Here is an 18,606-nt window from a genome sequence, read left to right as displayed (position 1 = left end):
TTTATAGGATACCCCTAAGTATCCCGCTTTCCGTGGGATCATAGAAAGCGGATAAGGTGCCCTAGATTTAAAATGCTGGAGCGTCCTTTGTGCGTTCGTTTGGACGCGCGACGTTTCGGAGTAATGACCAAGGTGTCAGGCATGTATCGCGCACTAACACACGACATCGAAGTTGTTGTCGAACCCTTTTATCTGGAGGAGCAATCCGATCCAGAAGACGACCGCTACGTCTGGGGTTACCGCATCGTCATTTCCAACCACTCGACCGTCTCCGTCCGGCTGGTGACGCGCTATTGGCACATCACCGACCAGAATGGCATGGTGGACGAGGTGACCGGACCCGGTGTCGTGGGCGAGCAGCCGAGACTGCAGCCCGGCGATACCTATGAATATTCCTCGGGTTGCCCGCTCGATACGCCCTCGGGCATGATGTTCGGCCATTACCAGATGGAGACGGACGACGGAAAGCTTTTCCACGTCAAAATCCCCGCCTTTTCGCTGGATACGCCCAACCTGCTGCGGACGCTGAACTGAAGCGGTTCAGCTTTTCGCGGAACCGCAACACCGTTTCATCTTTGCTCGCCGCAATTCCAAGCGGAAAACTATCCCGCATTCTTCCTGAAATTGTTCAGGCGTCCGCGACTTCGGAAACCTCGAAGCGATAGGTCGTCGAACAGAATTCGCAGGTGACGGCGATTTCGCCATTGTCTTGGCTCGCTTCGATCTCCTCGGCGGAAAAGCCCTGCAACACGCCCTTCAGCTTATCGCGCGAACAGGTGCAGCGGTCGAAGACAGCCTTGGGCTCGTAAACGCGCACGCCGCGCTCATGGAAGAGGCGGAACAGCAAACGCTCGGTGCCGACCTGCGGGTCGGTCAGTTCGTCCGCGTCGATTGTCTCGACCAGCGTGCGGGCTTCCGCCCATGCATCATCTTCGACGTGTGCGCGCACGCTCGTGTCGCCGTCGCCGCCGTGAAGGTCCGGCTGGCGCATGCGCTCCGGTGCTTCCGGCAGGAACTGCGCGACAAGACCGCCGGCCCGCCAGCGATGGCGCGGCTTGCCGGCTTCGTCGCGGTCGAACAATTCGGCAGCGCCCAGACGAACACGCGTCGGGATCTGTTCCGACTGGCGGAAATAGGTGCCGGCGATCTCTTCGAGCGACGCACCGTCGAGCGCAACAATCCCCTGATAAGGCTGGGTAAAGCGACCCTGATCGATGGTGAAGGCGAGGACGCCCTTGCCGAGCAACTGTTCCGGTTCGGTCTTGCCGGCAGCCACGGCCTTGGCCAGCGCCTCGTCATCGAAGCGGGCATAGGCACGGACGTTCTCCGGCGTCGAGAAGTCGGCGACCAGAAGGTCGACCGGCCCGTCGCTCTTCGTCTGTACGGTGAACTTGCCCTCGAACTTCAGCGACGTGCCAAGCAATACCGTCAGCACCACCGCCTCGGCTAGCAACCGCGCGACAGGAGCCGGATAGCTGTGCCGGGCGAGAATAGCGTCCAACAGCGGCCCGAGCTGCACGGCGCGGCCGCGGACATCCAGACCCTCTACCTGGAAGGGAACGACATGATCGTCGCCGGCAAAATCGAATTGACCCAGCGAGGCTGCACTTTCCGCCATTGCTCTACTCCTACTGCGCCCGCGACATCAAACGCGGTTCTATATCCTCAGATCGCGCCCAGGCACCAAGCAAGAATCGATTTTTGCGCATGAAGGCGGTTTTCCGCCTCATCGAAAACAACGGATTGCGGACCGTCGATCACCTCGTCCGTCACTTCCTCCCCGCGATGGGCGGGCAGGCAATGCATGAACAACGCGTCCTTGCCGGCCTGTGCCATCAAAGCCGCGTTGACCTGATAGGGCTGGAAGACGTTGTGACCGCGGGCCCGGTGCTCCTGATTCATGGAAACCCAGGTATCGGTTACCACGCAATCGGCGCCGGCGACCGCACGGTCGGCATCATGCGAGAGCATGATTTCGGCGCCCTCGTTGCGGGCCCAGTTCAGATAGTGATCCTTGGGCTCAGAACCAAGGGGTACGGCCATGTTCATGCGATAGCCGAAACGGGCAGCCCCTTCGACCAGCGAATGCAGCACGTTGTTGCCGTCGCCGGTCCAGGCGATGGTCTTGCCCTTGATCGGGCCGCGATGCTCCTCGAAAGTCATGATGTCTGCCATGATCTGGCAGGGATGCGTATCGTCGGTCAGAGCGTTGATGACGGGCACGGTCGCGTGTTGGGCGAGTTCCAACAGACGCGAATGTTCGGTCGTGCGGATCATGATGGCGTCGACATAGCGTGACAGCACTCTCGCCGTATCGCCGATCGTCTCGGCGCGGCCGAGCTGCATCTCCGTACCCGACAGGAACAGCGTCTCGCCGCCGAGCTGGCGCATGCCGACGTCGAAGGAAACGCGGGTGCGGGTGGATGGCTTCTCGAAGATCATCGCCAGCATCTTGCCGGCCAGCGGCTTGTCCGCCGCACCGGTCTTCAGCGCCTGCTTTCGCACGATGGCATCGTCGATGATGCTGCGCAGGTCGGCAGCCGCGATGGCCGAGAGATCGAGAAAGTGTTTCGGTGAAGCCATGTCCCTACCTGTACTCCAGAAATGATAACGCCCGCTGTGAGGGCAAAAGCGCCCCGATCAGCAGGCGTTGAACTCAAGCCGACTTCTTGACGCGGGCGGCGCGCAGAGATTCTGCAGCACGTTCGATACGGGCAAGGCCTTCGCGCGCCTCTTCGGCCGTGACCACCAGCGGCGGCAGCAGACGGATGACGTTGTCGCCGGCCGGCACACCCAGCAGATGCTCAGCCCGGATCGCCTGCAGCAGGTCCGACTGCGGAATGGCGGCCTTCACGCCGAGCAGCAGCCCTTCTCCGCGGACATCCTCGATAATATCCGGAAAACGATCTTTGAGCGAGGCCAGGCCCTGGCGGAAGACCAAGGCCACATCGCGCACATGCTGAAGGAAACCATCCGCCAGCACGACATCGAGCACGGCGTTGCCGACTGCCATGGCGAGCGGATTGCCGCCATAGGTCGAACCATGCGTGCCCGCCTTCATGCCCGAGGCAGCGTCGGCAGTCGCGAGGCAGGCGCCGAGCGGAAAGCCGCCGCCGATGCCCTTGGCAATGGCCATGATGTCAGGCGTTATGCCGGCCCATTCATGGGCGAAGAGCTTGCCGGTACGGCCGACGCCGGACTGAACCTCGTCGAGGACCAGAAGCAGGCCATGCTCGTCGCAGATCTGACGCAGGCCGCGCAGGAACTCGTTGGTCGCCGGGCGGATACCGCCCTCGCCCTGCACCGGCTCGATCAGGATCGCAGCCGTAGCACCGGTAATGGCGGCACGCACGGCGTCGAGATCGCCGAAAGGCACCTGGTCGAAGCCGGGGGCCTTCGGGCCGAAACCTTCCAGGTATTTCTCCTGGCCGCCGGCAGCGATCGTCGCGATCGTGCGGCCATGGAAGGCGCCTTCGAAGGTGATGATATGGTATCTGTCGGGATGCCCCTTGAAGAACTGGTAGCGACGCGCCGTCTTGATGGCGCATTCCAGCGCCTCGGCTCCGGAATTGGTGAAGAACACCTTGTCGGCGAAGGTGGCGTCCGTCAGGCGCTTCGACAATTTCTCCTGGCCGGGCACCTCGTAGAGGTTGGACAGGTGCCAGACCTTGTCTGCCTGCGACTTCAGCTCTGCAACCAGATGGGGATGAGCGTGGCCAAGCGAATTCACCGCGACGCCGGCTGCGAAATCGAGATAGCGCTCGCCGGTCTCCGTGATCAGCCACACGCCCTCGCCTCGCTCGAACCGCAGCGGAGCACGCATGTAGGTGTCATAAAGCGGCGCGGTTTCAGCCATGGCGCATTCTCCTCGATCACAACTTTTAGGGCCGATCGTTTCCTTCGCGTGAAACGGGCCCTGGAAAATCAAAATGCCGCCTCTCGGCGGCATGGGCACTATTGATGTTTTGCACTGCGATGTCAACAAAACTAGCGATTTAGCAGGTGCGGCAGAGCGCCTCTTGGTGGAGGGCATCTCGTCGGCAACTTATATTGCATAAATGCCACTCACGTATAGCAAGTTGGGGAAAACCTCGAAATCGATTCCTCAAGATTCGCGCGACTCTTGTCACGGAGTCAGCCTCACACTAGGTTAAAAACCAATTACTAGACTGCATGCGGCGGAACTAGTCACCACAATTTTTAAGCGTTTCACGCCTCGACCCAATGCGAGGCAATGGTGAGGGATTCTGCCATCAGAAACGCGACAGCGGAGACAGGGCATGAATTGGACAGACGAACGCGTCGAAAAGCTGAAAAAGCTGTGGTCCGAAGGTTTGAGCGCCAGCCAGATCGCGGCACAGCTCGGTGGTGTCAGCCGTAATGCCGTCATCGGCAAAGTGCATCGCTTGAGCCTGCCGGGCCGAGCGAAGGCCGGTGGCGCAGCAACCGCAGCTCGAGCGCCGAAGCGCAATACCTCGGCGCCGCGGGCGCCGAATTACGCCTCGCGGGTTGCAACCCGCACGGTTGCCCGCCAGCAGGGTGCGACGATGCTCAAGGAAGAAGTCGAGATCGATACGGTCCATGAGATCGAGTATCGCCCGGCCGCCAATGTGGTCGTTCCGATCTCGCGCCGCCTCGGCCTGACGGAGCTCACAGAGCGCACATGCAAGTGGCCGGTCGGCGACCCGCTGAAGGACGATTTTCACTTCTGCGGCAACGACAGCCCGGACTCTTCGCCCTACTGCACCTACCATCAGCGGCTGGCCTACCAGCCGGCGCATGACCGGCGTCGGGCCGCGCACTAAATCAGTGCTAACCATATGAAAAACGGGCCGAAAGGCCCGTTTTCTGTTTCCACCCTTATGTCCGATGGCCGGTCGAGTTGCCCCGATCAGGCCTCCATGGAATAACCCGCACCGCGAACGGTGCGGATGACATCCTGCATATTGGAGAAGTTCAGCGCTTTGCGCAGCCGGCCGACATGCACATCGACGGTGCGTTCGTCGACATAGATATCGTGCCCCCATACGCCGTCGAGCAACTGAGAGCGCGAAAAGACGCGGCCGGGCGATGACATCAGGAATTCCAGCAGCCGGAATTCGGTTGGGCCCAACCGCACTTCGCGGCTCTTGCGGTGGACGCGATGGGTCTCGCGGTCCAGTTCGATATCGCCACAGCGCAGGACCGTGGACAGAACCTCCGGGCGGGCCCGTCGCAGCATCGCCTTGACGCGGGCCATCAGCTCCGGCGTCGAAAACGGCTTGACCACATAGTCGTCCGCGCCGGTGGAAAGGCCGCGCACTCGCTCGCTTTCCTCGCCGCGGGCGGTCAGCATGATGATCGGCAGGCGCTCCGTCTCCGGCCGCATACGCAGCCGGCGGCAGAGCTCGATGCCAGACACGCCAGGGAGCATCCAATCAAGGATCAGAAGATCGGGGATGCGCTCCTGGAGGCGCAGCTCGGCTTCGTCGCCTCTCAGGATGGTGTCGACTTCGAAGCCCTCGGCCTCGAGATTATAGCGCAGCAGAACGCTTAGCGCTTCCTCATCTTCTACAACAGCTACTCTCGGAACCATGCGCCTCTGGTCTCCTTCTCTTGGCGTCTACTTTATTCCGTCACCGCACCGACGGTGTTGGCGGTATCGTCCTTCGGACGCTCGCCTTCCGGCTGGGCGCCGGTCGCCATGTAATAGATCGTCTCGGCAATGTTGGTGGCATGGTCGCCGATGCGCTCGATGTTCTTGGCGCAGAAGAGAAGATGCGTGCAGGTGGTGATGTTGCGCGGATCTTCCATCATGTAAGTCAGCATCTCGCGGAAGAGCGAGGTGTACATGGCATCGATTTCCTCGTCGCGCTCGCGGATCGACACGGCCTTGTCAGGCGAACGAGTCGTGTAGACGTCGAGCACTTCTTTGAGCTGGACGAGCGCCAGTTCGGAGAGATGCTCGATGCCGCGGGCGAGACGGCGCGGAACGCCGGTGCCCTGCACTGCGATGACGCGCTTTGCGGTGTTCTTGCCGAGATCGCCGACGCGCTCCAGATCGGAGGCGATGCGGATGGAGCCCATGATTTCACGAAGGTCGGCAGCCATCGGCTGGCGGCGAGCGATGGTGACGATCGCCTTGTCGCCGACTTCGCGCTCGGCATGGTCGAGAATGACGTCATCGGAGATGACCTTCTGCGCAAGGGCGGCATCGCCGTTGACCAGCGCGCGGACGCTGTCGCTGACCATCTGCTCCGCCAGGCCGCCCATTTCGGAAATACGGCGCGTCAGGAATTTCAGGTCCTCGTCATAAGCAGAGAGAATGTGTGTAGAGACCATTTTTCTATCCTCAAGGTGAAAGATGCGAAGGAAGCCGCGCGGAGAGCATCATCAGCCAAAACGGCCCATGATGTAATCCTGTGTGCGGAAATCATCGGGATTGGTGAACATCTTATCGGTATCGTTCTCCTCGACCAGATGGCCGAGATGAAACATTGCGGTACGCTGCGAAACGCGGGCTGCTTGCTGCATGGAATGCGTCACGATGACGATCGTGAAATTTTCCCGCAGCTCATGAATGAGTTCCTCGACTTTGGCGGTGGCAATCGGATCGAGCGCCGAGCACGGCTCGTCCATGAGAATGACCTCCGGACTGACGGCGACGGCACGGGCGATGCAGAGGCGTTGCTGCTGGCCGCCGGAGAGGCTGGTGCCGGCCTCAAAGAGCCGGTCCTTCACCTCGCCCCAAAGCCCGGCCTTTTGCAGGCTGGTTTCGACGATGTGGTCGAGATCGACCTTGGACCGATGCAGCCCATGGATACGCGGGCCATAGGCGACATTCTCGTATATCGACTTCGGGAACGGATTGGGCTTCTGAAACACCATGCCGACGCGGGCGCGCAGTTCCACAACGTCGATGCTGTTGTCGTATATATCCTGATCGTCGAGCGTGATCTTGCCGGTGACGCGGCAGGTATCGATCGTGTCGTTCATGCGATTGAGGCAACGCAGGAAGGTGGACTTGCCGCAGCCGGAAGGACCGATCAGCGCAGTGACCGTGTTGGCACGGATGTTCAGGTCGACGTCGAACAGCGCACGCTTGTCGCCATAATAGACCGAGACAGCCTGGCCGATCATCTTGAAGGGGATCGTCATCATCTTCCTGGCCAGTGCTTTTTCGCTCGCGGCTTCCGTCATCATGTTCATTCGATCGCCCCTCTCACCAGCGCCGCTCGAAGCGACGGCGCAGCAGGATGGCCCCGATGTTCATCGCGACGAGGAAGAAGAGCAGGACGATAATGGCTCCGGAGGTTCTTTCGACAAAGGCGCGCTCGGCTTCGCTCGCCCACATATAGATCTGCACCGGCAGGGCCGTCGAAGGATCGAGCGGCCCCGCCGGATAGTTGGCGACAAAGGCGACCATGCCGATCAGGAGCAACGGCGCGGTTTCACCGAGCGCGTGCGCCAGACCAAGGATCGTGCCCGTCAGGATACCGGGCATGGCGAGCGGCAGGACATGGTGGAACACCACCTGCATGCGTGAGGCGCCAAGGCCAAGGGCGGCGCTGCGGATCGACGGTGGCACGGCGCGCAATGCCGAGCGCGTGGCGATGATGATCATCGGGAGCGTCATCAGACTCAGCACCAGCCCGCCAACCAGCGAGGCCGAGCGCGGCAGACCCATGAAGTTGATGAAGACTGACAGGCCGAGCAGGCCATAGACGATCGACGGCACAGCGGCGAGATTGTTGATATTGACCTCGATCAGATCCGTCAGCCGGTTCTTCGGCGCGAACTCCTCAAGGTAGATCGAAGCGGCAACGCCGACCGGCAGCGCCAAAACCAGCACGGTCAGCATGAGATAGAACGAGCCGATGAGGGCAACGCCGAGTCCAGCGGCTTCCGGACGACTGGAATTGGCCGACAGGAACAGACCGGTGTTGAACGCCTTATGCAGGGCGCCGGTGGCGGCGAGCTGCCTCATCCAGGCAATTTGCTGATCGGAGACCTTACGATCCTTTTCGTCGGCCGTCAGATCGATCTGTCCCTTGTTGGCGGAGTCGATATTGGCACTGGCGAGGAAGGTCACCTTTACAGTCTTGCCGATAACAGACGGATCGGCCAGGACCTTGTCGCGGAGTGCAATCCGCGCGCCGTCCGATACCATTTCCGTCGCCTCGCGCACCAGCGCTCGATTGGAAGGATCGATGCCGAGCGCCTTCATCAGGGCGTCACGAATGAGAACGGGATAATTGGCCGCAATCAGCACCTTCGGATCACTGCCGCGCTTGCCCGCGGGATCAATGACCTTCTCGGTGATTTCGACCGGCAAGGTGATCGAGGTCTGCACGAAGGCCGTGTAGCCGTGGCGCGCCACCGTCGAGACAAGGATGACCAGGAAAACAAGACCGAAGAGAACGGCGGCGATGCCATAGGCGCGGAACCGGCGCTCGGCGGCGTAACGGCGCTTGATGCCGATATCGCGTCGCAGCGGCATGCCGGGCGTGAGCCCGTTCGGCATAGGCAATGGAGCGGAAGATACGACTTCGATCATTCGTATTGCTCCCTGTACCGGCGGACGATGTAGAGGGCATAGACGTTCAGGCACAGAGTCAGGCCGAAAAGCGTGATGCCAAGCGCGAAGGCAACCAATGTCTGCGGCGAGGTGAATTCGAGGTCGCCGGTCAACTGGTTGACGATCTTCACGGTGACCGTCGTCATCGGCTCGAAAGGGTCGAGCTGCATGCGGGCGGCAACGCCGGCAGCCAATACGACGATCATGGTCTCGCCGATCGCCCGCGACGCCGTCATCAACAGCGCGCCGACGATGCCTGGTAGTGCGGCCGGCAGGAGGACGCGCTTGACCGTCTCCGAGCGCGTGGCGCCGAGGCCGAGCGAGCCGTCGCGCAATGAGCGCGGCACGGCCATGATGATATCGTCGGACAGCGAGGAGACGTAGGGGATGAGCATGACGCCCATGACGAAGCCGGCCGTCAGGACGCTCTGCGCCTCGATGAAGCTCGTATAATTGCCTGTCAGCACGCCGTTGATCTCAGCGGAAATGTCGCGCAGATACGGCCCGACCGTCACCAGGGCGAAAAAACCGTAGACGATGGTCGGAATGCCCGCCAGCACCTCGAGCATCGGCTTGGCAACGGAGCGGACGCGAGCCGAGGCATATTCGGCCATGTAGATTGCGGCAAACAAGCCGACGGGAACCGCGACCAGCATGGCGACGAAGCCGATATAGAGCGTGCCGGCCAGCAACGGGATAAGGCCGAATGTACCCGATGTCCGCGCACCGGCGCCGGTGAAGCCGGGGTCCCAGACGGTGCCGAAGAAGAACTTGGCGGCAGGAACCATGTTGAAGAAGCGGGCAGCCTCCGACAGCATCGATGCAGCGATGCCGACGGTCGTCAGCACGGCGATGGAGGAGGCAACGATCAGACCGCCGAGAATGACCTGCTCCACCCGGTTGCGGGCGCGAAAGCGCAGCGTGATGGCGCGCAGGCCGTGGACGGCGCAGAGCAGCGAAAGAATGATGGCCGCGACGGACATGACGACACGGCTCACATGCCGCATGCCGTTATATTGATTGGCGGCGTCGATCATGTAGCCGGTCGGCCGGGCGGCGAGCGGGACGCCTTTTTGCGCCAGGGACAATTGAAGATCGGCCGAGCCGTTCGCGACAGCCGCAAGTTCCTGGTCATCGAGTTGGCGCATGCCATGGGCCAGGCTGCGCACCATGCCGTAGCTGAGTTTGAGTTCAGCCGTCGGGAGGGATTTCACCTCCTCCGGAAAGGATCCGACCACGAAACGATCGATCACCTCCGGGCTGATCACCAGCCAGGCGCAGATCAGCGCCAGCGCCGGCAATATCGCCCAGATGGCTGCGTAGGCGCCGTAATAGCCAAGCCGTGAATGCATGGCCGAGGACCTGTTGCCCGACAGTGCAGCCGCTCTCGTCCGCCCCAGCACGAAGGCAAGGGCGCCGATGATCGACAGGCACAACAGCAGCAGTGACAAACTCATTCCCATTCCCCGGCGAACGCCGGCGTGGCGGCGAGCCGCACCGGCGGGCAGTCCTTATGCAATCACATGATCTTCCCGTCCGCGAAATCCTTGCGGATCTGGTTGCGCTCGGAATCGGGCGCCGGCACCAGGCCGTATTCGGCCAAGGGGCTGTCGGGTCCGATCATCTGATCGCTCGTGAAGAAGTCGACATATTCCTTCAAGCCCGGAATGACACCGAGATGCGCCTTCTTGACGTAAAAGAACAACGGCCGTGACACCGGATAGGTGCCGTTGGCGATGGTCTCGCCCGACGGCACGATGCCGCTCACGGTGGCGACCTTCAGCTTGTCGGCATTGTTCTGATAGAAGTAGAGGCCGAAGACGCCGACGCCGCACTTGTTGGCGTCGATGCGGGCTAACGTCTCGGGATAATCGCCGTCGATATCGACCGCCGCGCCATCCTTGCGCACCGCGATGCATTTCTCGGTCTGCTGATCGGGATCGGAGACAGTCGCCTTGATGATATCAAGCGCACCGGACTCCCTGCAGCCGGCAGCGAGCACCTTCTCCTCGAAAACCTCGCGCGTGCCATGCTTCTCGCCTGGAATATAGGCTGCAATTTCAAAGTTCGGCAGGGCCGGATTGATCTCCGACCATTTCTTATAGGGATTGGGAACCAGCTTACCGTTCACCACAACTTCGGCGGCCAATGCCTTATAGAGATCGGCGGGCACGAATTTGATGTCGGGATTGCTTTTGTCGAAGGCGAAGACGATGCCGTCGTAACCGATCTTGACCTGCTGGATATCGGCAACGCCGGCTGCCTTGCAGGCCTCGACTTCGCTACTTTTGATGGGGCGCGAAGAATTGGCGACATCGATGGTATCGGTGCCGACGCCCTTGCAGAATTCCTTCAGACCGGCGCCGGAGCCGCCGGATTCGACGACCGGCGCTTTGAAATTCGTGAAGGTTTCCCCGAACGTCTCGGCAACGATTTTTGCGTAGGGGAATACGGTAGAGGAACCGGAAATCTGAATCTGATCGCGGGCCGCAGCAGCCCCAGCGAAAGCGGCGGACGCGACCACTATGACAGACAGTTTCAACGTGTTCATGGTGAACCCTCCCTGACGGGCTTTGAAGAGCGCGACGGCGAACGGAGCATCCGCCTGTTCAACATCTCTTTTTTAGCGGTCAAAGCACCGCCCTTTTATGTCAGGCGAGTAAAACAATTATGACAGTTCAAAACGTTGAAATTTATGAAGTAAGTCGCGCTGAAATCAGCGATTCACAGAGGCGTCAAAAGCGGACGGTAAAGTCCGTTCCTTTTCCGACTTCCGACTTGACGATCAGTCGCGCGCGGTGACGGGTAAGAATGTGCTTGACGATCGCAAGCCCCAGGCCAGTGCCCTTTTTCGAGCGGCTGTCTTCGACATTGACGCGATAGAAGCGCTCGGTCAGGCGCGGCACATGTTCCGCCGGAATGCCCGGCCCCCTGTCTGATATGATAACTTCGACGGCCTGGCCCAGCTCTTCCATGAGCGAAACCTCGACCACCTTGCCTTCCTGACCATATTTGCAGGCATTCTCGATCAGGTTTTCGAAAACCTGCACCAGTTCGTCGCGATCGCCCAGCACCTCCACCTTGCCCGGAGGCAGATGCAGATTGATGGTGACGTCGAGATCGGCAGCAAGCGGCAGCAGCGCGTCGCGGACATGGCCCAGCAACGGCACGAGGTCGACCTTCTGATCCGGCGCGATGTGCGATTTCAGCTCCAGCCGCGACAGCGACAGGAGATCGTCGACCAGCCGGCTCATGCGCGTCGTCTGGTCGAACATGATGCCGAGGAAACGCTGCTGCGCCTTCGGGTCTGCCTTGGCCGGCCCCTGGATGGTTTCGATGAAGCCGCGCAGCGAGGCGAGCGGCGTGCGCAGCTCATGGCTGGCATTGGCGACGAAGTCGGAGCGCATGCGGTCGATATGGCGGAGCTCCGAGATATCGCGGAAAGACAGCACGAAGAAGGTGCCGGGCTCGATGTCGGTCTCCGGCAGTTCGACCGGCGCGATGCGGACGATATAGACGCGCTCGGACGGCAGACGCTCGGAATGTTCGATCTGGTTCGGTGTGTTGGTGGTGATCGTCTCGCGCACCATGTCGAGCACACCGGGGGAGCGCAGCTTGGCGGAGATATGCGCATTGAGCGGGAAGGCGCCGAACGCCTTCTCGGCGGCGGCATTCTGCACCAGGACGGAGGCCTCACGGTCGATGATCAGGACCGGCATGTCGAGCGCGGCGAGGCCGGAGAACACTGTGCGAAGCAAGGCTTCCGGATCGGCCGGCGCCGGCTCGACGGGCGGCGGCGGCGCGGCTTGCGAGACAAGCGGCCGGCGGATCAGCGCGACAATTACAACGACAACCCAGATCCAGAAGACGACGGCTGTATTGATACCTTCGGCGAGCGCCATGACGGCGATCAGCGTCGCCAGAATCAGCATGGCGATCTCCTGCCGCAGCCGTGCAGCCAGTTTCCTGAGGAATGACCATTCGTCTTCCAAGTGCGCCCGTCCCTTCGCATGTCATAGCGGAATCCAAGACTCCGCGTCTTAGCGAGGATTCATGACAGAAGTTTTCGGCTCTATCCACAGAAGCCGTCAGCCTGCGGCAATAAACGTAGCCGGCGAAAGACGACGCCCGCAAAGAGCTTGGAAACACTCGATAAATGGCTCAACTTGCTCGTAAGGCTTTTTTTGCCATACCGGCAAATATCGTTAAGATGGCATAAATTGGGGAGGAGCAGAGCACATGGCAGAGGATGTGAAAAGCCGTGCTGTGGAATTGGATATCCATGGCCAGACTCGCATATTCGATGTCGATGACCCCGTGTTGCCGGGCTGGATCGACGACGAGGCGCTTGCCTCCGGCGGCTATCCTTACAAGAAGAAGCTGAAGGAGGAAGAGTATCTGGAAGAGCTCGAAAAGCTGCAGATCGAACTTATCAAAGTGCAGTTTTGGCTGCAGGCGACCGGCAAGCGGGTGATGGCGCTCTTCGAAGGGCGCGACGCTGCCGGCAAGGGCGGTGCGATCGCGGCAACTTCGGCGCATATGAACCCCCGCCTCGCGCGTGCCGTGGCGTTGTCCAAGCCGACCGATCGCGAAGCCGGCCAATGGTATTTCCAACGCTATGTCGCCCACTTCCCGACGGCGGGCGAATTCGTGCTGTTCGACCGGTCCTGGTATAACCGCGCCGGCGTCGAACCGGTCATGGGCTTCTGCACCCACGAGCAATACGAGCAATTCCTGAAGCAGACGCCGCATATGGAAAAGCTCATCGTCCAGGACGGGATTTTCTTCTTCAAATTCTATCTCGATATCGGCCGGGAAATGCAGCTCAAGCGCTTTCACGACCGCCGCCACGATCCGCGCGCCGTGTGGAAGCTCTCCTCCATGGATATCGCGGCGCTCGGCAAATGGAAGGACTACAGCGAAAAGCGCGACCGTATGCTGAAGGAGACGCATATGGACTACGCGCCATGGACGGTGATCCACGCCAACGACAAGCGTCGCGCGCGTCTTAACCTCATGCGTCATATTCTGCTGACGCTCGATTATGACGGCAGGGACGAGGAGGCGATCGGCGAGGTCGACGACAAGATCCTCGGCATGGGATTGCATGTCCTCAAATAGGCAGGATGCAATCCGACCTTATTGTCCCGGCAGGACACGGATTGCGTAGATGTTGATGCCGCGTGCCTTGCCGTCCACATCGCTGTTGATGATGAGATGGCCGGCCGCGGTCGGCGCCAGTGAACGATCATAGCGGACCTGGAACAGCGCATCGGTCTTCTGGCGGGTGACGTCGAAGCGATGACGGCCGCAACTCCCGAGCGAGCCGAAATCGCACTCCACCGTGATCTGCGTCGGCGTGTCGGTGGTGGACTGCAGCGTCAGCGCGACAGTCGACGATTTGCCGGCCAGTTGCTGCAGCACGTTTGCCGGCACTTCGACGGACGCGTTGCCATCGGGACCGCTGGCCTGAGAGATCAGGCGCACCGCCGGACCCTCATTTTCCGAGACGTTCTCGGCTTTGGCCTGCGTGCCGCTTACGACCTTCGCGCTGTCGGTCGGCTTGAAAATCTCGATCCACTCCGCCGAGAAGTTGTTCTGTGGATCGATCGTTGCAAGCCCAGGATTGGCGGGCGGCCCGCTGTTGTCCTCGTCATCGGACGTATCGTCAGCACTGTTGTTGCCGTTGAAATCCTGGGAATCGACATGCGCCGGCGGATTGGGAACGCTGGTGTCGCGCTGCGCCGCCGTCATGAACACGCCTGACGTCTTGATCCACCAGGCACCAACGCCGAGAAAGGCGAGCAGGATGCAGAAGACCAGCAGGCGCGAGAAGAACTTGCGCGGCTTGCGGCGAACGGCGGCGCGTTCGGGTTTGAAATTCATCGACCGGGTTGCGGTCGGCGCGGCGACCGCTTGACCTTCATCGCTATCGGCGCCGAGATGATCGGCCGGGCCGGCACGCATGTCGCCAAATTCGCTTTCCCGTGCCACGGGTTCGACTGGTACGGAGGCTTGGGCGGAAACGGGACGGTCGCGCGTCTCGCCGCGCACACTCATGATAGGCTCCTGCTCCTGACGCTGCTGCATCGGCTGCGGAGCTTGCTGTTGCGGCGCTGCGGGAGGCACGTGGGGCGCTTCCACCTCGGGGGAGACGGGCATCTCCCGCGGGCGGGCACGCTCTTCGCCCTCGATCGCCTTGATGGTCGCTTCAAGGCGCTGGCGCTGAGCGGAAATAACGCCGATATCGGTAATGTCCTGCTTGCGAAGCCCGGCTTCGAGCGCCTGTCGCGCCGATTGATAGATGCGAGCCCGAATTTCCGGATTGGCGCGTTCGGATCGCTCCAACGCGCTTCTGATAGCCGTTTCTAATCCGCTCACATCAGGTCCTTTACTCTCACTCGCGATGCGCCTGCATACTCTACCGGCAAAACGACCATTTCTTTACCATTCGCTAACCAAATTGGGTAACGCCCTGACCGGCAATGTGCAAGTCTCTCGAAATACCCCACGAACACTCCGGCGGGGATAAATGGCAAAGACGACACAAATGGGGTGGCAGGTGAGGCAGTAGGCAGTGGGCAGTGGGGAAAAGCGTGGGCGCGCGGATATGATCAGCAGTCACTATCGCCTATTGCCTACTGCCTGACATCTTCCCCTCCCCATCCACATCTGCTATTACCTTTGACGTTTTCGTAAACGTCAAATACGGATGATGCTCATGGCTCTTCCTTCTGTCCTGACCGAGCGCCTGCGGCTGCCGGTCGTGGCCTCGCCCCTCTTCATCATCTCGCATCCGGCCTTGACGCTGGCCCAATGCAAGGCCGGCGTCGTCGGTGCGTTTCCGGCGCTGAATGCCCGGCCGGAGAGCCAGTTGGACGAGTGGCTGGCGATGATCACCGAGGATCTTGCTGCACACGATGCCGCGCATCCCGAACGTCCATCCGCGCCCTTCGCCGTCAATCAAATCGTCCATGGATCGAACAAGCGGCTGGAGCACGATCTGATGCTCTGCGTCAAATACAAGGTGCCGATTGTCATCTCCTCGCTTGGTGCCGTGCCGGAGGTCAATGCCGCCGTGCATTCCTATGGCGGTATCGTGCTGCACGATATCATCAACAACCGTCATGCCAATTCGGCGATCCGCAAAGGGGCGGACGGATTGATTGCGGTGGCTGCGGGCGCCGGCGGCCATGCCGGGCAGCTCTCGCCTTTCGCGCTCGTTCAGGAAATCCGCGAATGGTTCGACGGACCGTTGCTGCTTGCCGGCGCGATTGCCAATGGCGGCGCGATCCTCGCCGCACAGGCGATGGGCGCCGATATGGCCTATATCGGCTCCCCCTTTATCGCTACCGAAGAGGCGCGCGCGGCGGAAGCCTACAAGCAGGCGATCGTCGACGGTGCGGCGGCCGATATCGTCTATTCCAACTTCTTCACCGGCGTGCACGGCAACTATCTGAAACCTTCGATCCGCGCCGCCGGCATGGACCCTGACAAGCTGCCGGAGGCCGATCCTTCGAAGATGGATTTCGAAACGGCGACGACTGGCGCCAAGGCCTGGAAGGATATTTGGGGCTCCGGGCAGGGCATCGGCGCCGTCAAAGCCATTGAACCGGTGGCCTCGCTTGTCGACCGGCTGGAGGCGCAATACCGGCAGGCGCGGGCTAGGCTGGCACTCTGAGAGGAGTAGACGACGCGCTGCTTTTTCATAAGCCCATTCGCTTTTTTGTCATTCCGCAATTTGAGCGCTTGAAATCTCGTCGCATTGACTGTATCAGCGCCATGCAAATCGCGGGGCCGTACCGAACCCCCGGAATGCCGCTTTAGCTCAGTCGGTAGAGCACATCATTCGTAATGATGGGGTCACGTGTTCGAGTCACGTAAGCGGCACCACTCTCTTCACCAAACTGTGCAGAAGTTGTTATAGATTATGGTCGCAGTCACGCGATTAAGCCTGCGATTTCAAAATTAAGCCGCTTTTGTCGCTTGACTTCGCACCGCCCGTGAACGCTATCGTGGAGACTATCCATGACCCCAGAACGCTTTTCCGAATGCCTTTTGCATATTCGTTGGACGCCGATCAATTTAGCGAGCGCCCTGCAATGCGATCTGTCGTGGGTGGAGGCTATGGAAGCCGGGAATGCCAAAGTGCCGGATGGATTGGCGGCATGGCTGGAAACTCTTGCGCAATGCCATGAAGCGGCTGGCGTACCAACGAACTACCGTGGGCGTGGGCATGATTGACTAGGCGCTCTGTTCATATGAGGTTCGCAGGGGTGCTAACTATTGGGCGCACAGGCTCCGCTGGCCTGCTTCGGCGCCAACGGCTTTTTCTCCAAGCGAAAAAGCCCAAAATTGGTAGTTGACATATAGTATCATCAGCTTACTGATTTCTGATCTGATTGGATTTGACCCCTGATCGGATCGTACAGCAGCTCGACCGCCAGTTCGGTCGGGCTGCTTGTCATGAAACCGCAGGCAGAAGTTTAGGCTGTGGACCGTTTGGGGCGGCTATGCCCTGATGAACAGGGCTCCCACCAAGCCAACAACCACGATCGACTGCAATATGAACATTGGCCATTCGCTTGACATCGGCTTCCTCCTGTTTTCAGGAATATAGGGAAGCACTAATGTTTGTCGACCGTCATGTCACTACTTTGCCTTTAGTCGCAGGCGCCGCTTCGGACGCGACTACGCGTTCTGCTCATGTGCTGAAATCACGGTGCGTTTTGCCTGCTCCGCGTGCTGATTCATCAATAACGCCTGATTCGTCAGGCGCTGCCGGATGTCTTCCTTCTGTTCGGCAATCATTGCAGAAATCAGGAAGGCGTCGACGATCCACCAGATGCCGAGCGCTGCAAGGAGGGCAAAGCCGATGACGAGAAATGTCGTAAGCCAGCCGAGTACGAACAGAACCAACTGCGCCACCCCGCTGCCGGTTCTACCGAGATAAAACCGGTGCGCACCCAGAGTGCCAAGAAAGAACCAGAGCAAATAGGCTGCGCCAACCGATTTCGCTTCATTGGTGACGCGTTGTTCGATCAATATTTGCTCTTGCGTGGAAAGCCCCATTTTTCCTCTCAAATGATTTACAAGCGCAGTCTCACGTCACAATTCACGCCGTAATAGACCGGCGCTCTAAAGTTCTCGCCTAGATAGAGAATTGCGACCGCAGCAAAGTGAAGTCAAGCGTTCGATCGCCGTCTATTTGTGATATTTGTCAAAGCGGTCACCACGGACTGTGCGCAATCCGACACTTCGCCTCAGCATCATCCTATCCATTCAAAGGAAACATCATGATCCACGTTCTCGCCATTCTCACTGCGTTGCCCGGCAAGCGTGCCGCCGTGCTTGAAGCCTTCCAGGCGAATGTACCGGCCGTACACGCCGAGGATGGTTGCATCGAATATACCGCCGTTGTCGATGTCGAAGGCGCCGATCCGGCGTTCGGTCCCGATACATTCGTGGTCGTTGAGAAATGGGAAAGCATGGCGGCGCTCAAGGCACATGCCGCTTCGTCGCATATGGCTGCCTATGGGGAGAAGGTGAAAAACCTAATGGCGGCGCGTTCCGTGCATGTGCTGAACCCCGTCTGAGCCCCTCACTGCGGCGACCAACTAATTATTTTTTCACGGCGCCCTTTCGGCGCCGTTTATCTTATCCGCTTGCCTGGGTTAACTATTTGCCTGCTCAGTACCAGGGATCGTAGTAGCGGTCATGCCAGTAAGGGCGATAGTACCCGTGGCGGTATGCCCAATAATCCCCACCGCGCCAGTAGCGGTCGCGATAGTAGTAGCGATGATAGCCGTAGCTTGGGCCGACGTAGAAGCCGAAGCCTGGCGAGATCATGACACTGGGACCGTAATGCCGATGATGGTGATAGTACCGACGATGAGCATCAGCATTGGTTACTGGCAAAGCGAGGATACCCAGCGCTACTAACGCCGTTGCGATAATCCTCATTTCTCTTCTCCTTACACGCATCCGTAAGGCCGGCGATACCTATGCCAGCCCGGATCACATCATTCCCGCACAAGCGGGGGTGTGGA

At 60.1% G+C, this 18,606-nt stretch carries 19 protein-coding genes and 1 tRNA gene; 7 read left to right on the top strand and 13 right to left on the bottom strand.

Annotation, left to right across the window (positions count from 1 at the left end):
• The first annotated feature begins 141 nt into the window (after positions 1-141).
• On the top strand, positions 142-534 hold the full coding sequence (gene apaG, locus K290_RS0106420) for a Co2+/Mg2+ efflux protein ApaG (protein ID WP_028751121.1): 393 nt from the start codon (positions 142-144) through the stop codon (positions 532-534).
• A gap of 94 nt (positions 535-628) precedes the next feature.
• Here the strand turns inward: apaG and K290_RS0106415 are convergent, their stop codons facing one another.
• From K290_RS0106415 to K290_RS0106405, 3 genes are all read right to left on the bottom strand, one after another.
• Positions 629-1,618 carry an Hsp33 family molecular chaperone gene (locus K290_RS0106415; RefSeq protein ID WP_028751120.1) on the bottom strand — a complete coding sequence of 330 codons (990 nt, stop codon included), beginning with the start codon at positions 1,616-1,618 and terminating at the stop codon, positions 629-631.
• Positions 1,619-1,665: 47 nt separating this feature from the next.
• A complete protein-coding gene (gene argF / locus K290_RS0106410; RefSeq protein ID WP_028751119.1) occupies positions 1,666-2,583 on the bottom strand; it encodes an ornithine carbamoyltransferase in 918 nt (305 codons plus the stop codon).
• 73 nt (positions 2,584-2,656) lie between these two features.
• Complete coding sequence (locus K290_RS0106405; protein WP_028751118.1) at positions 2,657-3,856, bottom strand: aspartate aminotransferase family protein; 1,200 nt, start codon at positions 3,854-3,856, stop codon at positions 2,657-2,659.
• Between the two features lie 424 nt (positions 3,857-4,280).
• Between K290_RS0106405 and K290_RS0106395 the strand changes: the two genes are divergently transcribed.
• Positions 4,281-4,805, top strand: a complete 525-nt coding sequence (locus K290_RS0106395) for a GcrA family cell cycle regulator (RefSeq protein WP_028751117.1) — start codon at positions 4,281-4,283, stop codon at positions 4,803-4,805.
• Between the two features lie 86 nt (positions 4,806-4,891).
• Here K290_RS0106395 and phoB read toward each other — a convergent pair whose 3' ends face one another.
• The 7 genes from phoB to phoR all read right to left on the bottom strand — a co-directional run bounded on the left by phoB (position 4,892) and on the right by phoR (position 12,489).
• A complete protein-coding gene (gene phoB / locus K290_RS0106390; protein ID WP_004128368.1) occupies positions 4,892-5,575 on the bottom strand; it encodes a phosphate regulon transcriptional regulator PhoB in 684 nt (227 codons plus the stop codon).
• Positions 5,576-5,607: 32 nt separating this feature from the next.
• Positions 5,608-6,321: a phosphate signaling complex protein PhoU gene (gene phoU, locus K290_RS0106385; protein ID WP_028751116.1), complete on the bottom strand. Its 714-nt coding sequence runs from the start codon at positions 6,319-6,321 to the stop codon at positions 5,608-5,610.
• A gap of 51 nt (positions 6,322-6,372) precedes the next feature.
• Positions 6,373-7,188 carry a phosphate ABC transporter ATP-binding protein PstB gene (gene pstB / locus K290_RS0106380; protein WP_028751115.1) on the bottom strand — a complete coding sequence of 272 codons (816 nt, stop codon included), beginning with the start codon at positions 7,186-7,188 and terminating at the stop codon, positions 6,373-6,375.
• Positions 7,189-7,201: 13 nt separating this feature from the next.
• Positions 7,202-8,503 (bottom strand): phosphate ABC transporter permease PstA, encoded by a 1,302-nt coding sequence (gene pstA, locus K290_RS0106375; protein ID WP_245276493.1) that lies wholly within the window; start codon positions 8,501-8,503, stop codon positions 7,202-7,204.
• Between the two features lie 29 nt (positions 8,504-8,532).
• Positions 8,533-10,014: a phosphate ABC transporter permease subunit PstC gene (gene pstC / locus K290_RS0106370; RefSeq protein WP_028751113.1), complete on the bottom strand. Its 1,482-nt coding sequence runs from the start codon at positions 10,012-10,014 to the stop codon at positions 8,533-8,535.
• Positions 10,015-10,076: 62 nt separating this feature from the next.
• Positions 10,077-11,108 (bottom strand): substrate-binding domain-containing protein, encoded by a 1,032-nt coding sequence (locus K290_RS0106365; protein WP_028751112.1) that lies wholly within the window; start codon positions 11,106-11,108, stop codon positions 10,077-10,079.
• A 184-nt stretch (positions 11,109-11,292) separates the two neighbouring features.
• Complete coding sequence (gene phoR / locus K290_RS0106360) at positions 11,293-12,489, bottom strand: phosphate regulon sensor histidine kinase PhoR (protein ID WP_037135028.1); 1,197 nt, start codon at positions 12,487-12,489, stop codon at positions 11,293-11,295.
• Positions 12,490-12,796: 307 nt separating this feature from the next.
• On the opposite strand from phoR, the gene ppk2 reads away from it, so the two are divergent.
• A complete protein-coding gene (gene ppk2, locus K290_RS0106355) occupies positions 12,797-13,678 on the top strand; it encodes a polyphosphate kinase 2 (RefSeq protein WP_028751110.1) in 882 nt (293 codons plus the stop codon).
• Between the two features lie 18 nt (positions 13,679-13,696).
• Here the strand turns inward: ppk2 and K290_RS0106350 are convergent, their stop codons facing one another.
• Positions 13,697-14,938 (bottom strand): hypothetical protein, encoded by a 1,242-nt coding sequence (locus tag K290_RS0106350; RefSeq protein WP_028751109.1) that lies wholly within the window; start codon positions 14,936-14,938, stop codon positions 13,697-13,699.
• Between the two features lie 340 nt (positions 14,939-15,278).
• Between K290_RS0106350 and K290_RS0106345 the strand changes: the two genes are divergently transcribed.
• The 3 genes from K290_RS0106345 (at position 15,279) to K290_RS36130 (ending at position 16,801) form a co-directional block, all read left to right on the top strand.
• Positions 15,279-16,238 (top strand): NAD(P)H-dependent flavin oxidoreductase, encoded by a 960-nt coding sequence (locus tag K290_RS0106345; RefSeq protein WP_028751108.1) that lies wholly within the window; start codon positions 15,279-15,281, stop codon positions 16,236-16,238.
• 136 nt (positions 16,239-16,374) lie between these two features.
• Positions 16,375-16,450, top strand: a tRNA-Thr gene (locus K290_RS0106340).
• 135 nt (positions 16,451-16,585) lie between these two features.
• Positions 16,586-16,801 carry a hypothetical protein gene (locus tag K290_RS36130; RefSeq protein WP_081670236.1) on the top strand — a complete coding sequence of 72 codons (216 nt, stop codon included), beginning with the start codon at positions 16,586-16,588 and terminating at the stop codon, positions 16,799-16,801.
• Positions 16,802-17,248: 447 nt separating this feature from the next.
• On the opposite strand, the gene K290_RS33865 is transcribed toward K290_RS36130, so the two are convergent.
• Entirely contained in the window at positions 17,249-17,629 is a 381-nt protein-coding gene (locus K290_RS33865; protein WP_065091664.1) for a TM2 domain-containing protein, read from the bottom strand.
• Between the two features lie 224 nt (positions 17,630-17,853).
• Here K290_RS33865 and K290_RS0106325 point away from each other — a divergent pair, with 224 nt between their 5' ends.
• Positions 17,854-18,153 carry a putative quinol monooxygenase gene (locus K290_RS0106325; protein WP_028751107.1) on the top strand — a complete coding sequence of 100 codons (300 nt, stop codon included), beginning with the start codon at positions 17,854-17,856 and terminating at the stop codon, positions 18,151-18,153.
• Between the two features lie 94 nt (positions 18,154-18,247).
• Here the strand turns inward: K290_RS0106325 and K290_RS37190 are convergent, their stop codons facing one another.
• Positions 18,248-18,520 (bottom strand): hypothetical protein, encoded by a 273-nt coding sequence (locus K290_RS37190; protein ID WP_154668560.1) that lies wholly within the window; start codon positions 18,518-18,520, stop codon positions 18,248-18,250.
• Positions 18,521-18,606 lie beyond the last annotated feature (86 nt).

It is taken from the genome of Rhizobium leucaenae USDA 9039 (genome assembly GCF_000426285.1).
GTDB lineage: Bacteria > Pseudomonadota > Alphaproteobacteria > Rhizobiales > Rhizobiaceae > Rhizobium > Rhizobium leucaenae.
This window is presented reverse-complemented; position numbering and strand designations above follow the sequence as displayed.

What these genes read in the sequence shown, in the direction of transcription:
- apaG (WP_028751121.1), top strand. Translation starts at nt 142, where the DNA reads ATGTATCGCGCACTAACACACGACATCGAAGTTGTTGTCGAACCCTTT.
- K290_RS0106415 (WP_028751120.1), bottom strand. Translation starts at nt 1,618, where the DNA reads ATGGCGGAAAGTGCAGCCTCGCTGGGTCAATTCGATTTTGCCGGCGAC.
- argF (WP_028751119.1), bottom strand. Translation starts at nt 2,583, where the DNA reads ATGGCTTCACCGAAACACTTTCTCGATCTCTCGGCCATCGCGGCTGCC.
- K290_RS0106405 (WP_028751118.1), bottom strand. Translation starts at nt 3,856, where the DNA reads ATGGCTGAAACCGCGCCGCTTTATGACACCTACATGCGTGCTCCGCTG.
- K290_RS0106395 (WP_028751117.1), top strand. Translation starts at nt 4,281, where the DNA reads ATGAATTGGACAGACGAACGCGTCGAAAAGCTGAAAAAGCTGTGGTCC.
- phoB (WP_004128368.1), bottom strand. Translation starts at nt 5,575, where the DNA reads ATGGTTCCGAGAGTAGCTGTTGTAGAAGATGAGGAAGCGCTAAGCGTT.
- phoU (WP_028751116.1), bottom strand. Translation starts at nt 6,321, where the DNA reads ATGGTCTCTACACACATTCTCTCTGCTTATGACGAGGACCTGAAATTC.
- pstB (WP_028751115.1), bottom strand. Translation starts at nt 7,188, where the DNA reads ATGAACATGATGACGGAAGCCGCGAGCGAAAAAGCACTGGCCAGGAAG.
- pstA (WP_245276493.1), bottom strand. Translation starts at nt 8,503, where the DNA reads ATGCCGAACGGGCTCACGCCCGGCATGCCGCTGCGACGCGATATCGGC.
- pstC (WP_028751113.1), bottom strand. Translation starts at nt 10,014, where the DNA reads ATGAGTTTGTCACTGCTGCTGTTGTGCCTGTCGATCATCGGCGCCCTT.
- K290_RS0106365 (WP_028751112.1), bottom strand. Translation starts at nt 11,108, where the DNA reads ATGAACACGTTGAAACTGTCTGTCATAGTGGTCGCGTCCGCCGCTTTC.
- phoR (WP_037135028.1), bottom strand. Translation starts at nt 12,489, where the DNA reads ATGCTGATTCTGGCGACGCTGATCGCCGTCATGGCGCTCGCCGAAGGT.
- ppk2 (WP_028751110.1), top strand. Translation starts at nt 12,797, where the DNA reads ATGGCAGAGGATGTGAAAAGCCGTGCTGTGGAATTGGATATCCATGGC.
- K290_RS0106345 (WP_028751108.1), top strand. Translation starts at nt 15,279, where the DNA reads ATGGCTCTTCCTTCTGTCCTGACCGAGCGCCTGCGGCTGCCGGTCGTG.
- K290_RS36130 (WP_081670236.1), top strand. Translation starts at nt 16,586, where the DNA reads ATGACCCCAGAACGCTTTTCCGAATGCCTTTTGCATATTCGTTGGACG.
- K290_RS33865 (WP_065091664.1), bottom strand. Translation starts at nt 17,629, where the DNA reads ATGGGGCTTTCCACGCAAGAGCAAATATTGATCGAACAACGCGTCACC.
- K290_RS0106325 (WP_028751107.1), top strand. Translation starts at nt 17,854, where the DNA reads ATGATCCACGTTCTCGCCATTCTCACTGCGTTGCCCGGCAAGCGTGCC.
- K290_RS37190 (WP_154668560.1), bottom strand. Translation starts at nt 18,520, where the DNA reads ATGAGGATTATCGCAACGGCGTTAGTAGCGCTGGGTATCCTCGCTTTG.